Origin of the sequence: Paenibacillus sp. LHD-117 (assembly GCF_030929555.1) — a bacterium.
Taxonomy (GTDB): Bacteria; Bacillota; Bacilli; order Paenibacillales; family Paenibacillaceae; genus Pristimantibacillus.
On the sequence record NZ_JAVFVT010000051.1, the window covers coordinates 42,367 to 48,404 of the forward strand.

5 protein-coding genes are annotated in these 6,038 nt (G+C 54.2%); all 5 read right to left on the reverse strand.

Going from position 1 to position 6,038, the window contains the following annotated elements:
* Window positions 1-22 precede the first annotated feature (22 nt).
* The 5 genes from RB620_RS27845 to RB620_RS27865 all read right to left on the reverse strand — a co-directional run bounded on the left by RB620_RS27845 (window position 23) and on the right by RB620_RS27865 (window position 5,701).
* Entirely contained in the window at window positions 23-790 is a 768-nt protein-coding gene (locus tag RB620_RS27845; protein ID WP_308100124.1) for a glycosyltransferase family 2 protein, read from the reverse strand.
* A gap of 36 nt (window positions 791-826) precedes the next feature.
* Complete coding sequence (locus RB620_RS27850) at window positions 827-2,296, reverse strand: alkaline phosphatase family protein (protein WP_308100125.1); 1,470 nt, start codon at window positions 2,294-2,296, stop codon at window positions 827-829.
* Window positions 2,297-2,482: 186 nt separating this feature from the next.
* Window positions 2,483-3,442, reverse strand: coding sequence for an iron-hydroxamate ABC transporter substrate-binding protein (locus RB620_RS27855; protein ID WP_308100127.1), 960 nt, complete (start codon window positions 3,440-3,442; stop codon window positions 2,483-2,485).
* 210 nt (window positions 3,443-3,652) lie between these two features.
* Window positions 3,653-4,810 (reverse strand): copper amine oxidase N-terminal domain-containing protein, encoded by a 1,158-nt coding sequence (locus RB620_RS27860; protein WP_308100128.1) that lies wholly within the window; start codon window positions 4,808-4,810, stop codon window positions 3,653-3,655.
* Between the two features lie 93 nt (window positions 4,811-4,903).
* A complete protein-coding gene (locus tag RB620_RS27865; protein WP_308100130.1) occupies window positions 4,904-5,701 on the reverse strand; it encodes a Nif3-like dinuclear metal center hexameric protein in 798 nt (265 codons plus the stop codon).
* Window positions 5,702-6,038: the final 337 nt, after the last annotated feature.

Here is a 6,038-nt window from a genome sequence, read left to right on the forward strand (position 1 = left end):
CCCCCCTCAAGTGCGGCCGCCATTACGTTTGCCAGCCCGATGTTTCCTTCGGCTGCCTGCGCGTGGGAAAGGAAGCACGGCGCGGAACCGGACGCCTCATTTCTCTGTAAATCGCAGGGATGACGGAAGAGACGTACTCGCGAAATCGGATGAAGGACTGCCCTTTCGTCCTTACGCTGTAGGCAATGGGTACTTCCTCCAGACGGAAGCCCTTCCTCAGCAAGTTCAATGTGAGCACCTGGGCATAGTTGTAATCGTGAATAATTTCCGCGCTTTCCATCGCTTCCCGCGAGAACCCCCGCATGCCGGATTGACCGTCATAAATCCATTTGCCCAGCAAGACGGATTGAAGCAGCGTGAACAAATAGTTCCCCAGCCTCCGATGCAGCTTCATGCCGAAGATGCTTCCCTTAAAGCGGGAACCAAACGTATAATCCGCCGCGTTGTTCATAATCGGAGCAACCACATCGGGAATTTGCTCCGGAGGATATTCATTGTCCGCGTCGATCATCAGCCCGATATCCGCGCCGAGCCGGCAGCACTGTGTCAGTCCTTCCCTGACGGCAGCCCCTAGCCCCCTGTTTCGCTCGAAGGAAAACACCGCGTCCGCGCCTGCTTCCTTGGCCGCTTCTGCCGTCCGGTCGGTGGATCCATCGTCGATCACGATGACCTGAACGCGATAATCGGGATGGAACGCTCTCGGAATTCGGGCAATGACGCTTTCGATGTTGCCGGCTTCGTTATGCGCCGGGATAAAGACGATAAGCTTCTTGTTGCAGGTTGCGTTCATCGGATTCCTCTTTTCGTCTATCAATTCAATAAGGGCTTAGGGATTTAAGGCGTCCGTCAGCACCTTCCCGCGGCTTGCGTTCGGATACGGGGAGCCCAATAAGTAAGCAAGCGTCGGAGCTACGGAGACGAGCGAATGTCTATCATCGACTCTGACGCCCCGTTTAATGGCCGGACCATGCAGGAAAAAAGGGACGAACCGTTCACCTTCATCCAAGTGGCCATGACCGCCGATGCCGTCGGCTTGACCGTGATCGGCGCAAACGATTAGCGTCGTATTCCGCATCATGCCTTGATCCGTCAGCCATTGGACGAATTCCTCCACCAGCCTGTCGGCCTCGGCGATCTTCTGCAAGTATTCGTCGTAAAGCACGCCCATGCTATGACCGGTTTGATCGACGGCAATCATCTGGACGACGAACAAGTCCGGATTTTGTTCGGCCATTATTTTTTTGGCCCGGTCGATTATATTGCGATCCGCTTTGTCGTTGTGCATGACCGCCGTCACACTTTCGACGTCGTCGCCCATCGAGTCGATGAGATGCGCGATGCCAAGCAGGCGCCCTCTCTTCCCGACCTTCCTCAGCGAATCGAAAATGCTTTCCACCCGGATGCCCAGCTTCCATACCATATTGGAACGAATGCCGTGATCCCTCGGATAAGCTCCGGTGAACATCGAGGAGAAACAGACGACCGTTCTCGCCGGGTACACCGTCTCCATCTGCGTATATTCGGTCCCCTCCTGCCGCAGCTTCTTGAGGAACGGCGCGTCGGCCTCCTCGAACCGTTCCTTCCGCATGCCGTCCACGACAATGACGATCACCTTCTCGTTCGCCGCCATTCCGGTTCTGTCCGGATCCGCGGTGTACAGCTCCGGTTCTTTGGGTTTCCAATCGAACAAATGGCGATGGAGGATCCAACTGTACAGCCACAAGCTTGCCGTGAAGATGCCGAGCACGATCACCTCATCCAAGATTGCAGGGGCAGGCTCGGCGTTTCCGCCAGGTGACAACAAGACATAGAACCGATTCCAGACAAATAGTAGCAGCAGCAGCTTCGGCAGTTGTTCCTGAGCGTTGCCGCTCGTCGAATCGCTGTTCTTCAGCACAAGCTTCCAGAACCTTCTGAAGTTCCACCATGACGTGCCGATTCGCATCCGGTAATAGAAGGTGCCCCAGAAGAAAATGGTGAAAAACAGGTACAAGCCTATTGCGGCGGCATATAGCAGAAGATGTTCCGGCTCCCATAGAAGCAGTGCGGCCACGACCGGAAACCATAAATAATTGCGCAGAAACAGCGGAAAATCATAATGGTAAAAGATCGCGAGCATAGGCAGGATTATCAGCAGGCTAAGACCGGCGGCCGCCCAGAAACCGCCAGCCGTCCATTGATCAAGCCGGTAAAGCAAAAAGACGGAGACGGTAAATATGGGGGTAAACGGCTTGCCCTCATTTAATAGATTCCAACATCTCGCCGCCACGATTTCGAATGCCGATGCTTGTTTCATTACATGTTCCTCTCGGTTGTTTCTTTTCGTGATAATGATTATCATTCTGAGTACATTTGCAATTATAGCGAATGAAAATGAGAAAACGCTGTGAAAAACAAAAAAAGTTCGACTGCGGGATTTGCGGCCCGCCGCAAACAAAAATAGCGCCCGCCCCATTTAGGGGCGAGCGCTTCCGATAAGCGATTAGTTCTCGAGAAAGCCTTTTTTGAAAATATCCAACATGTATTCGAGCGAGATTGGATCGCTGTAGGTCACGGCCTCGGTATCGAGCTCGATAACATGGCCGTTCTTGACGGCCGGAATGTTATTCCATGTCTCTGTTTTCATGAACGCATTGTCTGCTGCGCTGCTTCTGCTGATGACGATGTAATCGCCCGCGTAGTCCGGAACGGTCTCTAGCGACAACGTATAGTAGCCCGGTCCAAGCGCGTCCGTCTTCACCTTCTCGGTCATGTTAAGGCCCATGGCTTGGTACAAAATTTCCGTGCCGCGCGCCCAGTTGTTGCCGAATACGTAGTAGTCCTTCGAATCCGTTTCGAAGACGGAGACGGTCGCGTCCGCGCCGATCTTCGCTTTGATTTCTTCGCCTGCCGCCGCAGCGCGCGCCTTGAAGTCGTCGATCCAGGCTTGCGCTTCCTTCTCCTTGTTCAGCAGCTTGCCGATCTCCAGCTGTTGATTCAAGTAGTCCAACTTGCCCCAAGTGTACACGACGGTCGGAGCGATTTCGGCCAATTTGTCCAAGTTCTTCGAATAAGAACCCGCCACGATCAGATCCGGCTCCAGCTCGATGATCTTCTCGAGATCCTCGTCCGTTACCGTTTCGACGTTAGCCAGCTTGTCGGTGAAGAGCGGATTTTTTTTCGTCCACTCGTCGACGCCGACCAGCGTTCCTTCTAGCGACAAAATGTTAGGAGCGTTCGTCAGACCGATGATGCGCGTCGGGCTCGCCGGTACCTCGATCGGTCCCATCTCGGACTGATACGTGATTTTGCCGGTGTGCGCCTCTGCCGACGGCGACGGACTTGCTTCGGCCGACGGGCTCGGGCTCGCCGACGCCCCGCCTTCATTCGCGGTATTGTTGTTGCCGCATGCGCTCACGATCAGCATGAGCAGCGCCAGCATTGGAATCCAAACTTTTTTCATGATGGTATTCTCCCCTTTATGTAGAATAACGACTCAACTTACACAGTGAAAATGATTATCATTTTCCTCAACTTCATTACTATAATAAGAGCGCCCCCGGTTTGTCAATAGCCCTATTCGCAAAAATCGTTAAGCCACAAGGTGAAACGGCTGGCGCAACAAAAACCGCCCTCGGCCTAAGCCAAAGGCGGTTCGCAATAGACGCGATCCTTATTTGAGATCGTAAATGTATTTCGTATCCTTGCTGTCGATGAAATAATAATGGTTCAGCTGCAGGCGGTTTCCTTCACGCGTTACGACATTCAGCCCGTCCCAGTTCGCGAATTCGGGACTCAGCTTATCCAGGGATTGATAGATGTCCCACTGTGCCTTGGACAGCAGCGTCTCCGTCAAATTCACCGTTTCCTTCGTCTTCTGGTTCACGAGCGTCAGCCAGCCGGTCCGATCCGGCCGAACGACCATAAACTCGTCGTCGTACCACTCGACGTGGAAATTCTCGTCCTCGTATCCCGTCAACGCTTGCAGGTCATGCGTAGCGACGATCGCCCCTTCATGATTTACCTCGTAGAGAGTAGAGCCGTTGACGAGCAAGGCGTGCATGGCGCTCGACCAATCGATCCCCCTCACCGGATGGCCATAATAATAGGCCTTCGATTCCAGCGTCAGCTTCCCGCCGGAGACGACCAGCTTGTAGATCAAGCTGTTGTTGGCCGGCTCGCCGTAATTGTCGTACGCCTTCAGCACGAAGGTTTGGTCGGACAACGTCGCGATTTCCAGCTGCCCATATCCCTTTATCGCCACATTCGTATCCGCTACTAACCTCGAAGGTTCCGCACCTTTGGCTGCATGCAGCTCTCCGTCCTCGCGAGCCAACCAAAACCCGATTCCGGCGTAATCCAAAAACATATAAGGTTCTTCTCGCGTCAACGCGACATGCCGCTTCTTCTCGTCCCAAGCCACTTTGCCTCCGAACGCTTGGGTGACGAACCGGACCGGCACGTATACGACGCCGTTTTTGTTGATCGGGGCCGTGCGCATGACCACCTTCTCGCCATTGATCTCGGCTTCCTTGCTCCCGAGCGTCAGCTCGACGGCAACGTCGGGATGGCTCATGACGATCCGCCGTTCCTCCGCAATCCATGTCGTCTTTCCGTTCAGCAGCCTGCCCATCTCCCTCAGCGGCAAATAAGCGGAGCCGTCTTGCAGGAAAGGCTGGTTCTGGAACGTCTCCTCCCACGTGTTAAGCGATACCGTAACGGGCTTCGGTTCCGGCGAGGCGTTCGCCATGCCCGGACATTGGCTGACTCCCATCACGGCGAAAACGAATAACAGGGCCAGAGCTATTTTTTGTTTTAATCGTCTCTTCATCATTTCCCTCCCGGTCGTCCACTATGGTTCTTCTAGTAAGACGCCGTCTCGGAAAGAAAAGTTGCCTTAGGTTTTCATATTTATTTCCACCGATTAGATGATTCGGAATATCGGTTCATCCGCCAAAAATTGAACGGGCAGGCTCGGATACCGACTTTGGAGCCGCTTGGCCAGCAGCTTCATGCCCGCTTCTTCACTCTCTGCATGGCCCAAAACGATGGCGGCCCTGGATCGCCCTTGATAGACGGCGTCCCTGACGTATTCCGGCGTCTCCCATTCCGGTCCCTCGCCGTATATGATCAGATCGAGACGATGCTCCTCGAATAAGGGGATCGCCACGTCGCCCTTCCCTCTGTAACCCGCCAGCAAGCCTACTCGGCTGCAAGACAAATCGAGATCCCCCGTTACGCGAACAAAAGCAAGGCCAAGCCGTTCCTTCACGTACGCGGCCGCTTCCCGGACCGTCATGGGCGGTATCTCAGCTATGGAGGTTACCGGTCGGTGCTCCGTCACGTAACCGTTCCAGTCCAGCGCCTCGATCAGCCCTTCCATGATGCCATCCGGCCGGTAACGGTGGATGTAGTCGTGAAGCCGGAACAGGGCGAGGTTCGATTCGAGCATGAACCTTTTTTTGGCCTCGTATACCGGATCGCCTGCAAGCGTATGCCCAAAGGCTTCATGATGGCTATAAAAAGGCGCCTCGTGCGCAATAACCAGATTGGCGCCGAGCGCCGCCGCTTCCTCTATCACCCGCTGCGTCGGCATGAACGCCGTCACGATTCCAGTCACTTCCGCTTGCGGATCCCCGAATTGGAGCGTGTCCACCGTATTCTCGATCCTATCGAGCGGTTCTATCAAAAATCGAATAATATCCTGCACCGTTTCTTTCATCGCTGCGAAGCCCCTTTCATATCACCTACGAGAAAAGTGTACGCTGTCCCGCTCCAACCGGCAACAAGAAAGAACCGCGCCCGCAGAGCGCGATATTCTTAAGGATTCTATTAGCGTTTCAGTTCCAGAACGTAAATCGAATCCCCGCGCGGCGCGAGTACCGGTTGCAACCCTCGAATCGAATTCTTCGGGCGCTCGCGTGACTGTTGATGCATTTGTCAGGCTGTTGGGAAACCCCACTAATGAAATTGTCTTGAGACTTTTTATTGGAGGAGAGACGCATAAACATGCGGAATTACTCACCCCGCTAGCTTAGCGAGGTGCGTGGCTATTTTCT